Origin of the sequence: Pantoea sp. CCBC3-3-1 (assembly GCF_007981265.1) — a bacterium.
Classification (GTDB): domain Bacteria; phylum Pseudomonadota; class Gammaproteobacteria; order Enterobacterales; family Enterobacteriaceae; genus Erwinia.
In genome coordinates, this window is record NZ_CP034363.1 from 4,953,343 (window position 1) to 4,973,243 (window position 19,901).

17 protein-coding genes are annotated in these 19,901 nt (G+C 52.7%); 16 read left to right on the forward strand and 1 reads right to left on the reverse strand.

What is annotated here, in order from left to right:
• The first annotated feature begins 92 nt into the window (after positions 1 to 92).
• Entirely contained in the window at positions 93 to 755 is a 663-nt protein-coding gene (qseB, locus tag EHV07_RS23230) for a quorum sensing response regulator transcription factor QseB (protein ID WP_147200430.1), read from the forward strand.
• A complete protein-coding gene (gene qseC / locus EHV07_RS23235; protein ID WP_147200431.1) occupies positions 752 to 2,101 on the forward strand; it encodes a quorum sensing histidine kinase QseC in 1,350 nt (449 codons plus the stop codon). The genes qseB and qseC overlap by 4 nt, the downstream gene beginning before the upstream one ends.
• Positions 2,102 to 2,191: 90 nt before the next feature.
• On the opposite strand, the gene kup is transcribed toward qseC, so the two are convergent.
• Complete coding sequence (kup, locus tag EHV07_RS23240) at positions 2,192 to 4,063, reverse strand: low affinity potassium transporter Kup (protein WP_147200432.1); 1,872 nt, start codon at positions 4,061 to 4,063, stop codon at positions 2,192 to 2,194.
• A gap of 258 nt (positions 4,064 to 4,321) precedes the next feature.
• Here kup and ravA point away from each other — a divergent pair, with 258 nt between their 5' ends.
• The 14 genes from ravA to atpG all read left to right on the forward strand — a co-directional run bounded on the left by ravA (position 4,322) and on the right by atpG (position 19,873).
• Positions 4,322 to 5,818 (forward strand): ATPase RavA, encoded by a 1,497-nt coding sequence (gene ravA / locus EHV07_RS23245; RefSeq protein WP_147200713.1) that lies wholly within the window; start codon positions 4,322 to 4,324, stop codon positions 5,816 to 5,818.
• Positions 5,815 to 7,278, forward strand: coding sequence for an ATPase RavA stimulator ViaA (viaA, locus tag EHV07_RS23250; RefSeq protein ID WP_147200433.1), 1,464 nt, complete (start codon positions 5,815 to 5,817; stop codon positions 7,276 to 7,278). The genes ravA and viaA overlap by 4 nt, the downstream gene beginning before the upstream one ends.
• A 77-nt stretch (positions 7,279 to 7,355) precedes the next feature.
• Positions 7,356 to 9,488: a 5-histidylcysteine sulfoxide synthase gene (gene ovoA, locus EHV07_RS23255; protein ID WP_147200434.1), complete on the forward strand. Its 2,133-nt coding sequence runs from the start codon at positions 7,356 to 7,358 to the stop codon at positions 9,486 to 9,488.
• 116 nt (positions 9,489 to 9,604) lie between these two features.
• The gene (gene asnC / locus EHV07_RS23260) at positions 9,605 to 10,066 is read left to right on the forward strand and encodes a transcriptional regulator AsnC (protein WP_147200435.1); all 462 of its coding nucleotides are present in this window, start codon (positions 9,605 to 9,607) and stop codon (positions 10,064 to 10,066) included.
• 257 nt (positions 10,067 to 10,323) lie between these two features.
• Complete coding sequence (gene mioC / locus EHV07_RS23265) at positions 10,324 to 10,767, forward strand: FMN-binding protein MioC (protein ID WP_147200436.1); 444 nt, start codon at positions 10,324 to 10,326, stop codon at positions 10,765 to 10,767.
• 461 nt (positions 10,768 to 11,228) lie between these two features.
• The gene (gene mnmG, locus EHV07_RS23275) at positions 11,229 to 13,118 is read left to right on the forward strand and encodes a tRNA uridine-5-carboxymethylaminomethyl(34) synthesis enzyme MnmG (protein WP_147200437.1); all 1,890 of its coding nucleotides are present in this window, start codon (positions 11,229 to 11,231) and stop codon (positions 13,116 to 13,118) included.
• Positions 13,119 to 13,192: 74 nt separating this feature from the next.
• Positions 13,193 to 13,822 carry a 16S rRNA (guanine(527)-N(7))-methyltransferase RsmG gene (gene rsmG / locus EHV07_RS23280; RefSeq protein WP_147200438.1) on the forward strand — a complete coding sequence of 210 codons (630 nt, stop codon included), beginning with the start codon at positions 13,193 to 13,195 and terminating at the stop codon, positions 13,820 to 13,822.
• A gap of 842 nt (positions 13,823 to 14,664) precedes the next feature.
• The gene (gene atpI / locus EHV07_RS23285) at positions 14,665 to 15,045 is read left to right on the forward strand and encodes a F0F1 ATP synthase subunit I (protein ID WP_147200439.1); all 381 of its coding nucleotides are present in this window, start codon (positions 14,665 to 14,667) and stop codon (positions 15,043 to 15,045) included.
• An 8-nt stretch (positions 15,046 to 15,053) separates the two neighbouring features.
• On the forward strand, positions 15,054 to 15,869 hold the full coding sequence (gene atpB / locus EHV07_RS23290; protein WP_147200440.1) for a F0F1 ATP synthase subunit A: 816 nt from the start codon (positions 15,054 to 15,056) through the stop codon (positions 15,867 to 15,869).
• A gap of 49 nt (positions 15,870 to 15,918) precedes the next feature.
• Positions 15,919 to 16,158 carry a F0F1 ATP synthase subunit C gene (atpE, locus tag EHV07_RS23295; protein WP_003849523.1) on the forward strand — a complete coding sequence of 80 codons (240 nt, stop codon included), beginning with the start codon at positions 15,919 to 15,921 and terminating at the stop codon, positions 16,156 to 16,158.
• Positions 16,159 to 16,374: 216 nt separating this feature from the next.
• Positions 16,375 to 16,845, forward strand: a complete 471-nt coding sequence (gene atpF, locus EHV07_RS23300) for a F0F1 ATP synthase subunit B (RefSeq protein WP_147200441.1) — start codon at positions 16,375 to 16,377, stop codon at positions 16,843 to 16,845.
• A gap of 14 nt (positions 16,846 to 16,859) precedes the next feature.
• Positions 16,860 to 17,393, forward strand: a complete 534-nt coding sequence (gene atpH / locus EHV07_RS23305; protein ID WP_147200442.1) for a F0F1 ATP synthase subunit delta — start codon at positions 16,860 to 16,862, stop codon at positions 17,391 to 17,393.
• Between the two features lie 14 nt (positions 17,394 to 17,407).
• Positions 17,408 to 18,949 (forward strand): F0F1 ATP synthase subunit alpha, encoded by a 1,542-nt coding sequence (gene atpA / locus EHV07_RS23310; RefSeq protein WP_147200443.1) that lies wholly within the window; start codon positions 17,408 to 17,410, stop codon positions 18,947 to 18,949.
• A 54-nt stretch (positions 18,950 to 19,003) separates the two neighbouring features.
• Complete coding sequence (gene atpG, locus EHV07_RS23315; RefSeq protein WP_147200444.1) at positions 19,004 to 19,873, forward strand: F0F1 ATP synthase subunit gamma; 870 nt, start codon at positions 19,004 to 19,006, stop codon at positions 19,871 to 19,873.
• Positions 19,874 to 19,901 lie beyond the last annotated feature (28 nt).

Genomic DNA, 19,901 nt, shown 5'->3' on the forward strand with positions numbered 1-19,901 from the left:
ATTTGCCGAAAAAGCACGATTATCGGCGATCTTGCCTGTACAAATCCCCCGGGTGAAACGTATAAAACCGTTAACTACAGAAGGATTTCGCAATGAGAATTTTAGTCATAGAAGACGACGCCTTGATTGGCGATGGCATCAAAGCGGGCCTCGGCAAAATGGGCTTTAGCGTTGACTGGTTTATCGATGGAAAAGAAGGACAGGCGGCACTGACCACGGCACCTTATGATGCCGTAGTGCTGGATCTCAGCCTGCCTGGCGTTGACGGTCTGGATATTTTGCGTACCTGGCGGCAGCAAGGGCGTGATGAGCCCGTGCTGATCCTGACAGCCAGAGATGCCCTGGAACAGCGGGTTGCCGGGCTTCAGCAAGGGGCGGACGATTATCTTTGCAAGCCATTTGCGCTCAGTGAAGTCGCCGCGCGGTTACAGGCGCTGATTCGACGTCGCCACGGCCAGTTAGTGCCGGTTCTCAGTCACGGCGCGGTAAAAATGGAAACGGGATCGCATACCGTCATGCTGCACGGTGAACCGCTGCCGCTAAAAGCGCGTGAGCTGGCCTTGCTGGAGCTTTTTTTGATGAACGCCGGACGTGTACTGACGCGTGGGCAGCTGGAAGAAAAACTGTATGGCTGGGATGACGACGTCTCCAGCAACGCCGTGGAAGTCCATATCCATCATCTGCGTAAAAAACTGGGTAGCCAGTTTATTCGCACCGTGCATGGCGTGGGCTACACGCTGGGAGATGCGCCGTGAACCTCGCAAGTCTGCGCCTGCGCCTGATGCTCGGCTTTGTTCTGCTGACGCTGATTGGCTGGGGAGTGGCCAGCATCGGTGCCTGGTGGCAAACCCGTCACAACATCAACATGCTGTTCGATACGCAACAGATGCTGTTTGCCAAACGTCTGGCAACGATGAACCCCGAACAGCTGAGCCACTCGCCCCTGAGCCTGCCCAAAACCAAAAAGCTCCTCAGGCATCATCGCGGCGAGCAGGAAGATGATGCGCTGGCCTTCGCCGTGTTTACCCACGATGGCCAAATGGTGATGAACGACGGCGACAACGGCAAAGATTTTCTCTTCAGCGCTTACCAGCGCAATGGTTTTACCGACGGCAAGCTACAAGGCGATGACGATCTGTGGCGAATGGTCTGGCTCAGTACGCCCGATAAACAGTATGTCATCGTGGTCGGTCAGGAATGGGAATATCGTGACGATATGACTCGCGATATCGTGCACGCTAACCTGCTGCCATGGCTAATCGCGCTGCCAGTCATGATGTTACTGCTGCTATGGCTGGTGACGTATGAACTGGCGCCGTTAAAAAGAATCGCACGCCAGCTGCGCGAGCGCACACCCGATGACGATACTCCTCTCCAGGAAGCCCGTATTCCTCAGGAAGTCAGGCCGCTGCTGGCAGAATTAAACGCGCTGTTTCAGCGAACTGGCGACATGCTGGTGCGGGAACGGCGATTTACCTCAGATGCCGCACACGAATTACGTAGCCCGCTGGCGGCGCTGAAAGTGCAAACCGAAGTGGCGCAGCTGGCGCATGATGACGAAAAAATGCGCCATCGTGCGTTACAGAATCTGGATGCGGGTATCGATCGCGCAACGCGCCTTGTGGATCAGCTGCTGACGCTCTCACGGCTGGACAGCGAAGGTGAGCTGGAAACGCAGCCGGTCGATCTGCATCAGCTGCTGCAACAGGCGGCGGTAGATCACTACGCTAAAGCGCGCGCAACAGAAACCGAAATTGTGCTGAATGCGCCAGATGCGGCAGTGATCAGACCCGGTAATGCGCTGTTGCTATCGCTGATGATACGCAACCTGCTGGACAATGCCCTGCGTTACAGCCCGCCGGGTGGTCACACAGAGCTGAATCTGACGCGTAACAGTATTGAGGTGGCCGATAACGGGCCGGGCGTGAGTCGCGAGGCGTTGCAGCGTATCGGCGAGCGCTTTTACCGTCCGCCAGGGCAGGAAAAAACCGGCAGCGGTTTAGGCTTGTCTATTGTCAGCCATATCGCACGACTTCACGGCATGCGCGTGCAGTTTGCTAACCGCGACGAAGGCGGTTTTGCTGCGCGGATTTATTGGTAGGGTCCCGGTTATTTAGCCTGTCTACCCCCACCCTGTAAGCCATGCTCACAGGGTGGGAAAGTGTTGTTTCAGGCCAGGTCGCCTGGGCATTCAGATTTCAACCTGAGTGCCCAACTCGATAACCCGGTTAGGTGGGATCTCAAACTGGTCAGGCGCGCGCAATGCATTACGCTGCAAGGCCAAAAACAGCTTGCCGCGCAGGCGCAAATACCAGGGGCGTTTGCCACCGATAATCAGCGATTCATGCGACATAAAGAACGAGGTTTCCATCATCCGGCAGCTCAGGCCTTCCAGCCCACAGCGGTGGAAGATTTCTTCCATGTTTGGCGTTTCTCGCCAGCCGTAGTTCGCGACAACACGCCAGAAGGTGGGGGAAAGCTGCTCAATGGTCACGCGCTTCACGTTATGCACGTAGGGTGCATCTTCCGTCCGCAGCGTCAACAATACCACTCGCTCATGTAATACTTTGTTATGTTTGAGATTATGCAGCATCGCAAACGGGATGACGTTCAATGCGCGGGACATATAAACCGCGGTTCCTGGCACGCGTACCGGCGGCGATTTTTCCAGGGAGCCAATCATCGCTTCCAGAGAATTACCGTGCTCGTGCATCCGACGCAGCAGGCGGAAACGCTCGCTTTTCCAGGTCGTCATGATCACAAACATCACCAGCGCCAGGCTCAGTGGCAGCCAGCCGCCGGAGAATACTTTCACCAGGTTGGCGGAGAACAGTGAAATATCGATGCACAGCATGCAAACCAGGATAAACAGCACCAGATAGCGGTTCCAGTGCCAGTTTTTAATCGCTACCGTGGTGCAGAGAATGGCGGTCAGAACCATGGTGCCGGTCACGGCAATACCATAGGCGGCGGCCAGATTGCTGGAATGTTTAAAGCCCATAATCACAATCACTACCGAGAAGAACAAAATCCAGTTGATGATCGGGATATATATTTGTCCGGACTCTTCTTCCGAGGTGTGAACGATACGCATCGGCGGCAGATAGCCCAGACGCACGGCCTGGCGAGTCAGCGAGAAGACGCCGGAAATCACCGCCTGCGAAGCAATGACCGTCGCCAGCGTGGCCAGGATCAGCATGGGGATCAGCGCCCAGTCCGGTGCCAGCAGAAAGAAGGGGTTTTTGATCGCTTCAGGATGCTTTAGCAGCAGCGCGCCCTGGCCGAAGTAGTTCAGCACCAGCGATGGCAATACCGCCATAAACCAGGCCAGCCGGATAGGCAGTTTACCGAAGTGGCCCATATCCGCATACAGCGCTTCCACGCCGGTAATGGCCAGCACCACCGCGCCCAGCGCAAAGAAAGAGACGGCTTTATATTCAAAAAAGAAGTGCATCGCCCAGTAAGGATTCATGGCATGCAGGACGTCGGGGTTATCGATAATACCACGCGCGCCCAGTACCGCCAGTACGCCGAACCACAGCAGCATAACGGGTGCAAAAAGCTTACCCACAATGCCGGTGCCGTGTTTTTGAATCACAAACAGCAGCGTCAGAACGGCGATCGCCAGCGGTACGATATAAGCATCAAGATTTGGCGCCGCAATTTCCAGCCCTTCAATGGCCGACAGTACGGACACCGCAGGGGTAATCACCACCTCGCCATAGAAAAAGCTGCCGCCAATCAGTCCCATAATGACCAGCACCGCCGTGGCTTTAGCGCCCGTATTACGGCCAGCCAGCGACATCAGCGTCAGGATACCCCCTTCGCCAGCGTTATCAGCCCGCATCACATAGCTGATGTATTTGAGTGACACCACCAGGATCAGCAGCCAGAAAATGAGCGACAGAAAACCGAATACCGCATCGCGCTCGACGCCAAAACCGAACTGCCCGGAAAGACATTCACGCAGGGTATAAAGTGGGCTGGTACCGATATCGCCATACACCACGCCTATCGCCGCAAGCGTTACGGCACCAAGGGACTGCTTTTTATCAGAGCTCATAAGGGGATCTTTTGTTGGAATCGGGAGCAGCAATAAAGCTCGCAGCTCATCAGGTCATCAAAAAGCGCACAGTATGCATCAATCATCATGAATGCCTATCCTTAAATACGTTACAGAAAGCCACTTCAATGGCCTGCGTCACCCTTTGAAAAGAAAAAAGCTGACTCGTATCAACTCTTTCAAGCATCATAGCCAGTAGTGTTTGCGCTCGCCAGTCACCGTGCTGGCCTGACCGTGGAAAAGGATAACTGTTTGATGATGTCCCAGCCTCACCGACTTGCGGAAAGAATTGCCCGCCTCAGCAATGCCTTGGAAAAGGGACTTTACGAGCGCCATCATGCTATCAGGCTTTGCCTGCTGGCGGCGCTGAGTGGGGAAAGCGTTTTTCTGCTCGGTCCGCCGGGCATTGCAAAAAGCCTGATTGCCCGTCGCCTGAAGTTTGCTTTCCAGCACTCCCGCGCCTTTGAATATTTGATGACCCGTTTCTCCACCCCTGAAGAGGTTTTTGGGCCGCTTTCTATTCAGGCGCTGAAAGATGAAGGCCGCTATCAACGACTCACCAAAGGCTACCTGCCCGATGCCGAAATCGTTTTTCTGGATGAGATCTGGAAAGCCGGGCCGGCCATTTTAAATACGCTCCTGACCGCCATTAACGAGCGTCGGTTTCGCAACGGCGACTGTGAAGAAAAAATTCCGATGCGCCTGCTGGTAACCGCGTCCAATGAACTGCCTGAAGCGGATAGCGGTTTGGAAGCGCTCTATGACCGCATGCTGATTCGTCTGTGGCTGGACAACGTGCATGAGAAGCAGAATTTCAAAAGCATGCTTATCCACCAGCAGGACGAAAACAGCAACCCCGTGGCGGATTCGCTTCGCATTACTGATGAAGAGTATAGCGACTGGCAGAAAGGCATTGCTCAGGTTGCATTACCGGACGACGTTTTTGAGCTGATTTTCCTGCTACGTCAGCAGTTAGAAAACCAGCCGGAAGCGCCCTATATCTCCGACAGACGCTGGAAAAAAGCCATTCACCTGTTGCAAGCCTGCGCCTTTTATAGCGGCCGCCAGGCGATTGCGCCCGTTGATCTTATCCTGCTGAAGGATTGTCTCTGGCACGATGTGGCCTCCATGAAGCTGCTCGATCGTGAGATCGATAACCTGATCACGCAACAAGGCTGGCAGCAACAGTCGATGCTGATCAAACTCCAACAGATTGCTTCGCGTCGTCTGGCCCTTCAGCAGGAAAAAAGCGCTGAGCAGGCGATCAGGCTGGAGAAGCATGGCGGCATGTTTGTCCGTAAGCCTCACTATGAACTCCCGGCGACGCTGGCCGACGAAACGCTGACGCTGATGCTGCAAAAAACGCTGGTGCTGCATGATATGCAGGTGACACATGTGGTTATCGCCCGTGAAGCATTGCAGCACTGGCTGCAAAAAGGCGGCGACGTTCGCGGCAAGCTCAACGGCATTGGCTTTGCTCAGGCGCTGGATTTGCACGTTGACGGCACTGACTGTCTGACGCTGCGTGATGTCAGCCTACAGCCTTCCCGCCTGATGCTGCCGGGCAAACAGCAGGAGAGCGGCCTGCCGCCAGAAATCGTCGACGCGCTTGATGAAGTGGAAACGCAGCTTCACGCTCAGCGCACGCTGTTCAGCCAACATCACCTGTGCCTGTTTATCAGCGATGACTGGCTGGCTAAGATTGAAGAAAGCCTGCAACAGATCGCCGATCGGCTGAAACAGGTTCGCCATTGATTTCGTTAGATACGTTAAGCACGTTTCTGGCGGTCAGCGAAGGCGAGCTGATTGAAGAACTGGTTATTGTGCTGCTGGCCAGTCCGCAGCTGTCGGTATTTTTTGAAAAATTCCCCGGGCTAAAAAAAGCCTTGTTGAGTGATTTGCCGCGCTGGAAAAGCGAGATCCACGAACAGCTGAAACAGACGGCAGTTCCTGATGATTTAGCCGCTGAATTTGCCCTTTTTCAACAGTGTCAGATGCTGAGCCATAAGGCTTTTTGCCTGAAACTGCCCGAGGTGATGCTGCATCTGGAACAGCATCACTCGCCCTTTGCCGAAAAAGCACACATGCTGCTGGCGAATGTTGCCGCAGGCCAGTCGATGAGCGAACCGCAACAGACGCTGTTCCTCCAGCGCTGGCGATTGAGCCTGACGCTACAAACGCTTTCACTGAATCAGCAGCTGCTGGATCGGGAGCGGGAAAAACTGCTGGCCGAGCTCCAGCAGCGGCTGGCGATGAGTGGGCAGCTCGCCCCGGTGCTGTCGGCCAATGATGAAGCGGCGGCAGGCCGGTTATGGGATTTAACCAGAAGCCCTCTCCAGCAGGGCGATTATCAGCTGATTGTGGAATACGGTGATTTCCTGGCGCAGCAACCAACGTTGCGGAAACTGGCGGAACAGTTAGGACGCAGCCGCGAAGCAAAAGCAGTACTGACCGAAGATGCGCCTCTTGAAGCGTTCCACCAGCTGGTCAGAGAACCGGAAAGCGTGCCGGAAGAAGTGAATGGGCTTCATCAAAGCGACGATATTCTGCGCCTGCTTCCGCCCGAACTGGCAACGCTTGGCATCAGCGAGCTGGAGCTGGAGTTTTACCGGCGGCTGGTGGAAAAACGTCTGCTCACCTACCGGCTACAGGGTGATGCCTGGCACGATAAAGTCTCCCTGCGTCCCGTCTCCCACCAACATCATGATGAACAACCGCGCGGGCCTTTTATTGTCTGTGTCGATACGTCCGGATCGATGGGCGGTTTTAACGAACGCTGTGCTAAAGCCTTCTGCCTGGCGCTGCTGAAAGTCGCGCTGGCAGATAACCGGCGCTGCTACGTGATGCTCTTTGCTCATGAGGTCGTGGGTTACGAATTAACAGAAGGTGACGGCATCGCTCAGGCAATCCGCTTTCTCAGCCAGCGTTTTCGTGGCGGCACCGATCTGGCAGCCTGTCTGGATGCGGTACTGGCGAAGCTCGCCACGCCGATGTGGAATGATGCTGATGCGGTCATCATCTCTGACTTTATTGCTCAACGTCTGCCTGACGAACTGGTCAAAACCATCAAAAATCATCAGTTGCGCCAGCAGCAACGCTTTCACGCGGTTGCGCTGTCCGATCATGGAAAACCCGGCATTTTACGTATATTCGACCACATCTGGCAGTTTGATACCGGTCTGAAAAGCCGCCTGCTGCGGCGCTGGCAGCGGTAGGTACTCGCACTGCAACAGTACGGCAATGCTTATTTGCTATAGTCATATGTACGCTTTAGCAAGACCGGGAGTAACACGTGGCACAGAATCAATCTGCATCAGGACTACCTGAACCGACCCGCACTTTACCGTTAAACGGCGGCGACGCTGAACAAAAACGTCAGGAGCTCCTCACTTATTTTCAACAAACCTGGACGCTTTATGAACGTCTGTTTGACTGCCTTGCCGATGAAAAGGCTTATTACACCAAAGCAATTTCACTGCGCCATCCGCTGGTGTTTTACTTCGGTCATACCGCGACTTTCTATATTAATAAGCTGATAGCCGCAGGGCTGGTTGAGAACCGCGTCGATGATCATATCGAAGCGATGATGGCTATTGGCGTCGATGAGATGAGCTGGGACGATCTGGATACCACGCATTATCAATGGCCGACGCTTGCTGAACTGCGTGATTACCGCGGTAAAGTTCGCAGACTGGTCGAAAACTTTATTAAAGAGATGCCGCTGACGTTGCCCATTGGCTGGGACAGCCCGGCCTGGGTTGTGCTGATGGGCATTGAGCATGAACGTATTCACCTTGAAACCTCCAGCGTGCTGATCCGCCAGCTGCCGCTGGAATGGGTGCATCCGCAACCGCACTGGCCTGCCTGTCCCGATGCGCGTCACGATCGTTATTCCGTGCCAAAAAACACGCTGTTACCCGTTGATGGCGCCCGCGTTACTCAGGGAAAAACGGATGAGACTTACGGCTGGGATAACGAGTACGGGACGCTGACCACTGAGGTAAACCCGTTTCAAGCGAGCCAGATGCTGGCAAGCAACGCGGAGTTTTTCGAATTTGTTGCCGCTGGCGGCTATCAGGACGATCGCTGGTGGGATGAGGAAGGTTTGGGCTGGCGCAACTTCGCCAACGCCGTCATGCCAACGTTCTGGGTGGGATCGCCTGACGATCCTGACCAGCTGCGCCTGCGTCTGTTAACCGAAGAAGTGCTGATGCCATGGGACTGGCCCGTTGAGGTCAATCAGCTGGAGGCCGCTGCGTTTTGCCGCTGGAAAGCAGAAGAAACCGGCAAATCCGTGCAGCTTCCCAGTGAAGCAGAATGGCTGCTGCTGCGTGAACAGGTCGGTGATGACCGGTCATCAGCAGAGGCGGGCAATATTAATCTGGCCTGGTGGGCTTCTTCCTGTCCGGTAGACCGCTTTGCGCAGGGGAAATTCTTTGATCTTACCGGCAACGTCTGGCAATGGACGACGACGCCAATCAACGGGCTGGAAGGATTTAAAGTTCATCCGCTTTACGATGATTTCTCAACGCCAACCTTTGACGGCAAGCATGCGTTGATCAAAGGCGGCAGCTGGATCTCGACGGGTAATGAAGCGATTAAATCCTCCCGCTACGCCTTCCGCCGTCACTTCTTCCAGCATGCCGGTTTCCGCTACGTGATTTCCAGCCACCAGGAAAAGATGACGCTCAACCCGTACGAAACCGACAGCATGGTTTCTCAGTATCTGGACTTCCAGTACGGCCCGGACTATTTCAGTACGCAGAACTATGCGAAAGCGCTGGTGGATATCGCCATTGAGATGACGGACAGACGTGGCAAAGCGCTGGATATAGGCTGTGCTACCGGCCGCGCCAGCTTTGAACTGGCCCGTCATTTCGATGAAGTCGTGGGTATGGATTATTCCGCACGCTTTATCGACGTGGCATTGCAGCTCACCAGCGGTGAAGATTTCCGTTACGTGACGCAGGAAGAAGGCGATTTGGTCGAATATCGACAGGTACGCCTGAAAGATTTTGATCTCGGCCCTGAACAGGGCAGCCGAATCAGGTTCGTACAGGGTGATGCCTGCAATCTGAAGCCTGGGAAAGATCGTTATGATTTGGTCCTTGCCTCTAACCTGATCGACAGGCTGCGACAGCCAAAACGCTTCCTGCAAGATATCACCCGCATGATCAACTCTGGTGGCGTGCTGATGCTCTCTTCACCTTATACCTGGCTGGAAGCGTTCACACCAAAGGAGAACTGGCTGGGGGGTATCCGGGAGAATGGAGAAGCGTTGACGACGCATCAGGCGCTGCAACGTTTGCTGGCCACTGACTTTGATGAGATTGCGCCACCGCAGGATGTGCCTTTCGTCATCCGTGAAACGGCCCGTAAATATCAGCATACCCTGGCGCAGTTGACGGTCTGGCGTAAACGATAAACTTACCAAAAGCGGGTGCTGCCCGGCACCCGCATATTGAATCATATTGCCTGTTCACCTGTATTCCTTCACATTATCCGCATGTAAATTAATAATTCCTCAATGACGGAGCCATAATGGCCGATAATCAACAACCTGACGATCTCGACCGCGGCATTCTTAACGCCCTGCTGGCTAATGCCCGCATCGCCTATGCAGAGCTGGCGAAACAGTTTAATGTCAGCCCCGGCACCATCCACGTACGCGTTGAAAAAATGAAGCAGGCAGGGATTATCAAAGGCACTCGCGTTGAGATCGATCCCAAGCAGTTGGGCTATGACGTTTGCTGTTTTATCGGCATTATTTTAAAAAGCGCCAGGGATTATCCAGCGGCACTGGCCAAACTCGATGCGCTGGATGAAGTGGTTGAAGCCTGGTACACCACCGGCCACTACAGCATCTTCATTAAAGTCATGTGCCGCTCAATTGATGCGCTTCAGCAGGTGTTGATCAACAAGATCCAGACCATTGACGAAATCCAGTCAACCGAAACCCTGATCTCCCTGCAAAACCCGATCATGCGGTCGATCAAGCCCTGATCTGTGCACAAAACTATCCACAGCTTCTTTTAATCTTTTTCTTCAAAAAAGTCAGCGTCGTCGGCGTCGCAGTCAGTTTGGATTCGGCCAGCGCACAGCGCCCGCAGCATACTTAAGTATGTGAGGACCGCGAGCACTGCCCGAATTCAAAATGGCAAGTAAGCCAGACGCCCCACATAAAAACCCTATTTTTCCACAGGTAGATCCCAGACTGATCACAGCGTACAATACCCGCCTTTAGTGAACAGGGATCCCTCATGACTGACGTAACCTTAATCAGTGGCAGCACCTTAGGCAGCGCAGAGTATGTTGCTGAACATCTGGCTGAGAAGTTAGAAGAAGCCGGTTTTTCTACAGAAATGCTGCACGGGCCTGAGCTGGAAGCCCTGCCGGTGAGCGGAACCTGGCTGGTAGTGACGTCAACCCATGGTGCCGGAGATCTGCCTGATAACCTGCAACCGCTTTTCGATGCAATAGAAGAGAAGAAACCCGATCTTAGCGGTGTCCGTTATGGCGCAGTGGGTATTGGCAATCGTGAATACGATCTGTTTTGCGGTGCCATAGAGAAGATGGACAATCTTTTGGCCTCCTGTGGCGCAAAACGGTTGGGCGATCGTCTCGATATTGACGTAATGGAACATGAGATCCCTGAAGATCCCGCAGAGGTGTGGATCGAGAGCTGGAAAACGTTGCTCAACTGACGATCTTACTGCTGGATCGTGATGATTTAGCGGTTCACAGCTGAAAAAAGAGGCAGAGTTTTGTAAATATTGCCTCATTTTGTTCATTTAAATAGCGATCAACTGTGGATAACATGGCTAATTACCCGGTAATAACCGGTTGTTATCCAAAGAACAACTCGGGTACTTGCCTGAGCCTGTGCATAACATGCTATTTTGATCCCAGCTTATACGCGCCAGGATCACCGATCTTTCACAGCAAACGATCCCGGATAAAGCGATGATCCTAATCAGGAAAAAAGGCTTATCCACAGAGATCGTCGATCCTAATAGAAGATCTAGTAAAGAGATCTCTAGATAAAAAAGATCTTCTTTTTAATACGTGTCTGACCCCTGAGCTTTCACCTTCACCCGAAGTTGAGTAGAATTCACGCCCTGACATACCCCAATCTCTTAATCGCACAACCGCGAGGTGCAGTACCATGTTTTATCCAGATCCTTTTGACGTCATCGTGATCGGTGGTGGTCATGCGGGCACCGAAGCCGCTATGGCGGCTGCCCGAATGGGTCAGCAAACCCTGCTTTTAACCCATAACATTGATACGCTTGGACAAATGTCCTGTAATCCTGCGATCGGTGGTATCGGCAAAGGACATCTGGTTAAGGAAGTGGATGCACTTGGCGGCCTGATGGGCCATGCCATTGACCATGCGGGTATCCAGTTCAGGATACTAAACGCAAGCAAAGGGCCGGCGGTTCGGGCAACCCGTGCTCAGGCGGATCGCGTGCTTTACCGGCAGGCCGTCCGTACTGCGCTGGAGAACCAGCCGAACCTGATGATCTTCCAACAGGCGGTCGACGATCTTATCGTTGAGAACGATCGCGTTGTGGGTGCAGTCACCCAGATGGGACTGAAATTCCGCGCTAAGTCAGTTGTACTGACCGTGGGCACCTTCCTGGATGGCAAAATTCATATCGGGCTGGATAATTACAGCGGTGGACGTGCAGGGGATCCGCCTTCGATCCCACTGGCTCGTCGACTGCGTGAGTTACCGCTGCGCGTGAGCCGTCTGAAAACAGGTACGCCACCCCGTATCGATGCCCGAACCATTGATTTCAGCGTACTGGCTCCGCAGCACGGCGATACGCCACTGCCGGTCTTCTCGTTCATGGGCAATGTCGCGCAGCATCCACAACAGGTGCCTTGCTACATCACCTACACCAACGAAAAAACCCATGATGTGATCCGCCAAAACCTGGATCGCAGCCCAATGTATGCTGGCGTGATTGAAGGGATCGGTCCACGTTACTGTCCGTCCATCGAAGACAAAGTGATGCGCTTTGCCGATCGTAACGCGCATCAGATCTTCCTGGAGCCGGAAGGACTGACCAGCAACGAAATTTACCCGAACGGCATCTCGACCAGCCTGCCGTTTGACGTTCAGATGCAGATCGTACGCTCCATGCAGGGGTTGGAAAACGCAAAAATCATCCGTCCAGGCTATGCCATTGAGTATGATTTCTTCGATCCTCGCGATCTGAAACCGACGCTGGAAAGCAAATTTATCCATGGTTTGTTCTTTGCCGGTCAGATCAACGGCACTACCGGTTACGAAGAAGCCGCAGCGCAGGGGTTACTGGCCGGGTTGAACGCTGCACGACTTTCTGCCGACAAAGAAACCTGGGCACCACGCCGCGATCAGGCTTACCTGGGCGTATTGGTCGACGACCTGTGTACGCTGGGCACCAAAGAACCGTACCGCATGTTCACCTCCCGTGCGGAATACCGTTTGATGCTGCGTGAAGACAACGCTGATTTACGTCTGACTGAAGCCGGTCGTGAACTTGGCCTGGTGGATGATGCTCGCTGGGCTCGCTTCAACGAGAAGCTGGAAAGCATTGAGCAGGAACGCCAGCGTCTGCGTGATATCTGGGTTCACCCTAAATCGGAAACGGTAAACGAAGTGAATGGCGTGCTGAGCGCCGCTCTGACCAAAGAAGCTAACGGCGAAGATTTGCTGCGCAGGCCAGAGATGACTTATCAGCAGCTAATGACGCTGAGCACCTTTGCACCTGCGCTGAGCGATCCTCAGGCGGCCGAACAGGTTGAAATCCAGGTAAAATATGAGGGCTATATCGCTCGCCAGCAGGAAGAGATCGATCGCCAGCTGCGCAATGAGAACACTTTACTGCCGGTAGATCTTGATTACCGCCAGGTGAGTGGCCTGTCCAACGAAGCGATTGCCAAACTCAACGATCACAAGCCAGGATCGATTGGTCAGGCATCACGAATTTCGGGGATTACCCCAGCGGCCATTTCTATTCTGCTGATCTATCTGAAAAAACAGGGTTTGCTGCGCAAAAGCGCCTGAGTCAGCTCTGCTTTTCAGTCTGTACTTCAGGGGCGATAATTTCGCCCCTTTTAACATCATTACCGGATGCCATTGTGATTAATAAACTCTCTTCGCTGCTCAGTGCCGCCCAGATAACTCTGTCCGATCAGCAAAAACAGCAGCTGGTTGGCTATGTAGAACTGCTGCACAAATGGAACAAGGCCTATAATCTGACCTCAGTGCGTGACCCGGAACAGATGCTGGTTCGCCACATCATGGACAGCATCGTGGTTGAGCCGCATTTGCAGGGCAGCCGTTTTATCGATGTGGGAACCGGTCCTGGATTACCTGGCGTGCCGTTAGCGATTGTCCGTCCTGATTCACATTTCACCCTGCTGGACAGCTTAGGCAAGCGCATACGCTTTCTTAAACAAGTTCAGCATGAGCTGAAGCTGGATAACATTGCGCCGGTGCAGAGCAGGGTAGAAGAGTTTAGCGAAGAGCCGCCGTTTGATGGGGTCATAAGCCGGGCGTTCGCCTCGCTGAATGATATGCTCAGTTGGTGTCATCATCTTCCTGGCCAAAATGGGCACTTTTACGCACTAAAAGGGGTAGTTCCTGAAGAGGAAATTGCTGCTCTGGCGGAAGGATTTACCCTCAATCGCGTGGTCAGACTTTCTGTGCCGCAGCTGGAAGGCGAGCGTCATCTGGTGATAGTAAACGGCAAAAAAAGCGGCGGATAAGACGCGCTTTTTGGCGGTTATTTATCCGCTTATGCTGAGTTTTTTTGAGTTTTTTAGCTCGATTATGCCCTGTTTTATCAATAGGCACACAGGCAGTAAGTGCTTTATGCCGCTCAATTTAGCTTAAGGTCAGACACATTCGGGGCGGCTTTTGGAAAGCCCGGCCGCCGTGAGTGAAAAAGGGTGGTGCAAATTTAGCCTTTTGAGGGAAATACGCAGATTTTTTTCGACCGCTAAATTGTTTCTGTCAGGTTAAAATATCACCTTGAAATTATCTGTCACGCTTGTTTACATTTAACCTAAATGTCACATTGTGTTATCAAGGAATTTACCTTGCCGCGCGATAATGAAAATTCCAGCGGCAGGGGAGGGGATTATATCCTCTTTATAAATGCGGATAGCGTGGCGTAAAGTCTGAAAAATTTAGTTATGAAGGATGTCAATTAATGCTTTTAATCAGAAAACCGGTAACTACAAAAAATAAGTGACGGTGTTTTGTTAGAAGTTATTGTTTTTAAAGTATTAAATTAATTAACACCAGGAATAATCTGGCTTGTATATTAATGAATATATTACTGAATTGTGATCTTGGGCACGCTTTATGACCAGTATTTAAGCGGCTTTGCAGGGAATTTTTGCCTGTTTACCGTTCTGCGTGCTTTTGAAAAACAGGGCTGGCGAAAGAAATTTAAATAATTGTTCACCTTTTCGCTACTTATCCATTGAAATCGCAGGGACGCACCGTATAATTTGCACGTTTTTTGCTGCTTGACTCAAAGCGGCAAAGGCAGTTTTATACGACACGCGACATACCCCGGATGGGGCAGGAGAGTTTTAGCGTCATGTCAGTGTCCCTTTACAGAGTAAAATTTGCCCGAACCGTGTTGCTCCTGCAACTGGTGATTTTGGTCATCATCGGTGCGCTGTTTGCCCTGAAGGATCTGACCTGGGGCTTATCCGCGCTTGCGGGTGGTCTGGCGGCCTGGCTGCCAAACATTCTGTTTATGATTTTTGCCTGGCGTCATCAGGCGGGAGACCCGGTCAAAGGGCGCGTCGCCTGGAGCTTTGCCTTAGGTGAAGTGGCGAAGGTTCTGACAACCATTCTTCTGCTTGTCGTGGCGCTGGCGGTATTTGGGGCGGCATTTACGCCGCTCGGACTGACCTGGTTATCGGTGCTGATTGTGCAAATCGTCGCACCGGCTGTAATTAACAACAAAGGGTAAGAGGCATCATGGCTGCAGGAGAAATCTCTACGCCGCAGGAATACATAGGTCATCATCTGAATAACCTTCAGCTTGATCTGCGTACCTTCGAGCTAGTGAATCCGCACGACGCTCCGTCGTTCTGGGTATTAAATATCGACTCCATGTTTTTCTCTGTGGTGCTGGGACTGGTGTTCCTGGTGCTGTTTCGTAAAGTTGCGAAATCAGCCACCAGCGGCGTACCGGGAAAACTGCAGGCCGCGATAGAGTTGGTTGTTGGCTTTGTCGACAGCAACGTCCGCGACATGTACCACGGTAAAAGCAAACTAATCGCTCCGCTGGCTCTGACGATTTTCGTCTGGGTCTTCCTGATGAACTTCATGGACCTGCTGCCTATCGATTTGCTGCCATATGTTGGCGAGCATCTCCTGGGTCTGCCAGCGTTGCGTGTTGTGCCTTCAGCTGACGTAAACGTCACGCTGTCTATGGCACTTGGCGTATTTATTTTGATTCTGTTCTACAGCATCAAGATGAAAGGCATTGGGGGCTTTACTAAAGAGCTGACATTGCAACCCTTCAATCACCCTATCTTCATTCCGATCAACCTGATCCTTGAAGGTGTGAGCCTGCTGTCCAAACCGGTTTCACTTGGTCTGCGACTGTTCGGCAACATGTATGCGGGTGAATTGATTTTTATCCTGATTGCCGGTCTGTTGCCGTGGTGGTCACAGTGGGTTCTGAGTGTGCCATGGGCCATTTTCCACATCCTGATCATTTCGCTACAGGCTTTCATTTTCATGGTACTGACGATTGTCTATCTGTCGATGGCATCTGAAGAACATTGATTTTTTATTAACACTACTGCGTTTTAACTGAAACAAACTGGAGACTGTCATGGAAAACCTGAATATGGATCTGCTGTACATGGCTGCCGCTGTGATGATGGGCTTAGCGGCAATCGGTGCTGCAATCGGTATCGGCATCCTCGGAGGCAAATTCCTGGAAGGCGCCGCGCGTCAACCGGATCTGATCCCTCTGCTGCGTACGCAGTTCTTTGTTGTAATGGGTCTGGTGGATGCAATCCCGATGATCGCTGTTGGTCTGGGCCTGTACGTGATGTTTGCTGTCGCGTAACTCGATTGTTCATCACAGGGCTTAGCCCGTCGATGAATGGGTTTTAAAGATTGCTCTACTTATGCCCGTAGATTTCAAGTTGTAGCAAAGCAGCAACCGAATGAATCTCCAGGAGCTTACTCAAGTAAGTGACTGGAGTGAGAGAGGGCCGCTAACGCAGCTACAGCTTGAAAGATAGGGGTAGAAGAAAGTTAACTTAACAAGAGGCATTGTGCTGTGAACTTAAACGCAACAATCCTCGGCCAGGCTATCGCGTTCATCCTGTTTGTAGTGTTCTGCATGAAGTACGTATGGCCGCCGCTGATGGCTGCTATCGAAAAGCGCCAGAAAGAAGTTGCTGATGGCCTTGCTTCCGCTGAACGTGCCAAAAAAGATCTGGATCTCGCGCAGGCTAATGCGACCGACCAGCTGAAAAAAGCGAAAGAAGAAGCTCAGGTAATCATCGAACAAGCTAATAAGCGTCGTTCGCAGATCCTGGACGAAGCCAAAGCCGAAGCTGAGCAGGAACGTAACAAGATCGTCACCCAGGCGCAGGCTGAAATTGACGCCGAACGCAAACGTGCACGTGAAGAGTTGCGTAAGCAGGTCGCGATGCTGGCTGTTGCCGGCGCCGAGAAAATCATTGAACGTTCCGTGGATGAAGCTGCTAACAGCGACATCGTTGATAAACTGGTCGCTGAACTGTAAGGAGGGAGGGGCTGATGTCTGAATTTACTACTGTAGCTCGCCCCTACGCCAAAGCAGCTTTTGACTTTGCTGTTGAGCATCAAAGTGTCGATCGCTGGCAGCAGATGCTGGCGTTCGCTACCCAGGTAGCCAGCAATGAACAAGTGGCAGAACTCCTTTCCGGCGCGTTAGCGCCGGAAGCGTTGTCTGCGCAGTTCATCGCTATCTGTGGTGATCAACTGGATGAAGCCGGTCAGAACCTGATTAAGGTCATGGCTGAAAACAAACGTTTACCCGCGCTTCCCGATGTACTGGCTCAGTTTATCCAGCTACGTGCCGCATACGATGCGACTGCGGAAGTTGAGGTAATCTCTTCCACTACACTGAGTGACGAACAGCTGAATAAAATCAGCGCCGCTATGGAAAAACGTCTGTCACGCAAAGTTAAGCTGAATTGCAAAATCGATAAGTCTGTAATGGCAGGCGTAATCATCCGTGCGGGTGATATGGTCATTGACGGCAGCGTACGCGGCCGTCTTGAGCGTCTTGCAGACGTCTTGCAGTCTTAAGGGGACTGGAGCATATGCAACTGAATTCCACCGAAATCAGCGAACTGATCAAGCAGCGCATTGCTCAGTTCAATGTCGTGAGTGAAGCTCACAACGAAGGTACTATTGTTTCTGTCAGTGACGGAATCATCCGCGTAAACGGCCTGGCCGATGTTATGCAGGGTGAGATGATCTCACTGCCAGGCAACCGCTACGCAATCGCACTGAACCTCGAGCGCGACTCTGTAGGTGCAGTAGTGATGGGCCCATACGCTGACCTTGCCGAAGGCATGAAAGTTAAGTGTACTGGCCGTATTCTGGAAGTTCCGGTAGGCCGTGGCCTGCTGGGTCGTGTGGTGAACACCCTGGGTGCACCAATCGATGGCAAAGGCGCCATTGATAACGACGGCTTCTCGCCAATTGAAGTGATTGCACCGGGCGTTATCGACCGTCAGTCCGTTGACCAGCCTGTACAGACTGGTTACAAAGCTGTCGATGCGATGATCCCAATCGGCCGTGGCCAGCGTGAGCTGATCATCGGTGACCGTCAGACCGGTAAAACCGCAATGGCGATCGATGCAATCATCAACCAGCGTGATTCTGGCATCAAGTGTGTGTATGTGGCTATCGGTCAGAAAGCCTCTACTATCGCTAACGTGGTTCGTAAACTGGAAGAGCATAACGCGCTGGCTAACACCATCGTTGTTGTGGCAACGGCTTCTGAGTCTGCTGCTCTGCAGTACCTGGCTCCGTATGCAGGTTGCGCCATGGGCGAATACTTCCGTGACCGCGGTGAAGATGCACTGATCGTATACGATGACCTGTCTAAACAGGCTGTTGCTTACCGTCAGGTTTCCCTGCTGCTGCGTCGTCCACCAGGTCGTGAAGCATTCCCTGGTGACGTGTTCTATCTCCACTCCCGTCTGCTGGAGCGTGCTTCTCGCGTTAGCGCTGAGTACGTTGAGCGTTTCACCAACGGTGAAGTGAAAGGTAAAACCGGTTCTTTGACCGCGCTGCCAATCATTGAAACTCAGGCTGGTGACGTTTCCGCGTTCGTTCCGACCAACGTAATCTCGATTACTGATGGTCAGATCTTCCTGGAAACCAACCTGTTCAACTCTGGTATTCGTCCTGCAGTTAACCCAGGGATCTCCGTATCTCGTGTGGGTGGTGCTGCGCAGACCAAGATCATCAAGAAACTGTCCGGTGGTATCCGTACCGCACTGGCACAGTATCGTGAACTGGCAGCGTTCTCTCAGTTCGCTTCCGATCTGGACGAAGCGACCCGTAAACAGCTGAACCACGGTCAGAAAGTGACCGAGCTTCTGAAACAGAAACAGTATGCGCCGATGTCCGTAGCGCAGCAGGGTCTGGTGCTGTTTGCCGCAGAGCGTGGCTTCCTGACTGACGTCGAACTGGCGAAAGTAGGCAGCTTCGAAGCAGCGCTGCTGGCTTATGCGGATCGTGAGCACAATGAGCTGATGGCTGAAATCAACCAGGCTGGTAACTACAACAACGATATCGAAGCGAAGCTGAAAGGCCTGCTCGAAACGTTCAAGAAAACCCAGTCCTGGTAATGTCTGGCGGCTTGTCCTTTAAGGGGCAGGCCGCAAGGCTTTGAGGAGAAGCTTATGGCCGGCGCAAAAGAGATACGTAGTAAGATCGGAAGCGTGCAGAACACGCAAAAGATCACCAAAGCGATGGAAATGGTCGCCGCCTCCAAGATGCGTAAATCGCAGGAACGCATGGCGGCCAGCCGTCCTTATGCAGAGACCATGCGCAAAGTGATTGGTCACATTGCGTTAGGGAATCTGGAGTACAAACACCCTTACCTGGATGAGCGTGACGTTAAGCGCGTCGGCTACCTGGTCGTGTCTACCGACCGCGGGCTTTGTGGTGGTTTGAACATTAACCTGTTCAAAAAATTGCTGGCTGATATGAAAGGCTGGGCAGATAAAGGCGTCGAGAGCGATCTGGCGATTATCGGCTCAAAAGGTCTGTCATTCTTCCGTTCTGTCGGTGGCAACGTGGTTGCCCAGGTTACCGGCATGGGGGATAAACCTTCCCTGTCTGACCTGATTGGCCCAGTGAAAGTGATGCTGCAAGCCTACGACGAAGGTCGTATCGACAAGCTGTTTATTGTCAGCAACAAATTTATCAACACCATGTCCCAGTCTCCACAAATCGTTCAGCTGCTGCCGTTACCGCCAGCAGAAGAAACTGAAGGCGTGGTGAAGAAGAGTACCTGGGATTACCTGTATGAGCCGGATCCGAAAGCGCTGCTGGACACGTTACTGCGTCGCTACGTCGAGTCTCAGGTTTACCAGGGTGTTGTAGAGAACCTGGCCAGCGAGCAGGCCGCGCGTATGGTGGCGATGAAAGCTGCGACCGACAACGGCGGAAACCTGATCAAAGAGCTGCAGTTGGTATACAACAAGGCTCGTCAGGCCAGCATCACCCAGGAACTTACCGAGATTGTCGGTGGGGCCTCCGCGGTTTAACCAGGTTAACGAATTAGGTAGAGGATTC

Bases quoted from the DNA above. Each gene is read 5' to 3' on its own strand.
- qseB (WP_147200430.1), top strand. From the start codon at position 93: ATGAGAATTTTAGTCATAGAAGACGACGCCTTGATTGGCGATGGCATC.
- kup (WP_147200432.1), bottom strand. From the start codon at position 4,063: ATGAGCTCTGATAAAAAGCAGTCCCTTGGTGCCGTAACGCTTGCGGCG.
- ravA (WP_147200713.1), top strand. From the start codon at position 4,322: ATGTCCCAGCCTCACCGACTTGCGGAAAGAATTGCCCGCCTCAGCAAT.
- asnC (WP_147200435.1), top strand. From the start codon at position 9,605: ATGGCCGATAATCAACAACCTGACGATCTCGACCGCGGCATTCTTAAC.
- mioC (WP_147200436.1), top strand. From the start codon at position 10,324: ATGACTGACGTAACCTTAATCAGTGGCAGCACCTTAGGCAGCGCAGAG.
- mnmG (WP_147200437.1), top strand. From the start codon at position 11,229: ATGTTTTATCCAGATCCTTTTGACGTCATCGTGATCGGTGGTGGTCAT.
- atpI (WP_147200439.1), top strand. From the start codon at position 14,665: ATGTCAGTGTCCCTTTACAGAGTAAAATTTGCCCGAACCGTGTTGCTC.
- atpB (WP_147200440.1), top strand. From the start codon at position 15,054: ATGGCTGCAGGAGAAATCTCTACGCCGCAGGAATACATAGGTCATCAT.
- atpE (WP_003849523.1), top strand. From the start codon at position 15,919: ATGGAAAACCTGAATATGGATCTGCTGTACATGGCTGCCGCTGTGATG.
- atpH (WP_147200442.1), top strand. From the start codon at position 16,860: ATGTCTGAATTTACTACTGTAGCTCGCCCCTACGCCAAAGCAGCTTTT.
- atpA (WP_147200443.1), top strand. From the start codon at position 17,408: ATGCAACTGAATTCCACCGAAATCAGCGAACTGATCAAGCAGCGCATT.
- atpG (WP_147200444.1), top strand. From the start codon at position 19,004: ATGGCCGGCGCAAAAGAGATACGTAGTAAGATCGGAAGCGTGCAGAAC.